The sequence below is a fragment of the Cellulomonas hominis genome (assembly GCF_005239125.1).
Classification (GTDB): Bacteria; Actinomycetota; Actinomycetes; order Actinomycetales; family Cellulomonadaceae; genus Cellulomonas; species Cellulomonas hominis_A.
In genome coordinates this window covers 1-790 of the sequence record NZ_SZYE01000375.1, presented here as the reverse complement: position 1 = coordinate 790, position 790 = coordinate 1, and the positions used below count along the sequence as shown (strand labels likewise).

Genomic DNA, 790 nt, shown 5'->3' with positions numbered 1-790 from the left:
CGGGTCGCCGCGGGTGGCGGCCCCACGACGGACAGGAGGCGGGATGGTCGGGGGCGAGCGGCCGGCGGGCGGCGCCGGTGTGGTGGGCGTGCTCGGCGCACGCGGCGGCGCCGGGGCGACGGTCACCGCGGCGGCGCTCGCGGCCGAGCTCGCACGGCGGGGGACCGCCGTGCTCGTCGACACCGGGCCGGGTCCCTCGCTCGACACCGTCCTGGGGCTCGAGGCCCACCCCGGGCTGCGCTGGCCGGACCTCGGCGGGGCGCGCGGCGCGGTCGACCCGGTGCTGCTCGCCGGGAACCTCATGCGCTGGGGCCGGTGCGCCGTGCTGCCCACCGACGACGCCCGGCCCGGACCGCCACCCGCGGCCGCCCTGGCCGACGTGCTCCGGGCGCTCCGGTCGGCGTACGGGTCGGTCGTGCTGGACCTGGACCGGGCGGCGCTGCTCGGCGGCGGGCGCGGCCCCTCGCGGGAGAGCGGGGCGGGCGGCGTGCCGGTCGAGGGCGGGGCGCCCGGGGGGCCGTCGGGTGGACCGCCGGGTGGACCGGGGCACCAGGACGCGCGCGGTCCGACGCTGCTCGCGGCGTGCAGCACGGTGCTCGTCGTGGTCCCGCGCGACGTCCCCGCGGTCGCGGGGGCCCGGCTGCTCCGGGACGGGCTGGTCGGCGACGGCCGGCGCGTGGGCCTCGTGGCACGCGGCCCGGCGCCCGGCGGGCTGGGCGTCGAGGAGGTCGCCGCCGCGGTCGGGCTGCCCGTCGCGGAGCAGCCGGGCCCCCGCGACCGCGGGGACGTC

Annotated in this window: 1 pseudogene; it reads left to right on the top strand. The window is 83.3% G+C overall.

Annotated features, from left to right (window positions below):
• Positions 1-43: 43 nt before the first annotated feature.
• Positions 44-790: pseudogene (locus FA014_RS19650) on the top strand (hypothetical protein); the annotation flags it as partial.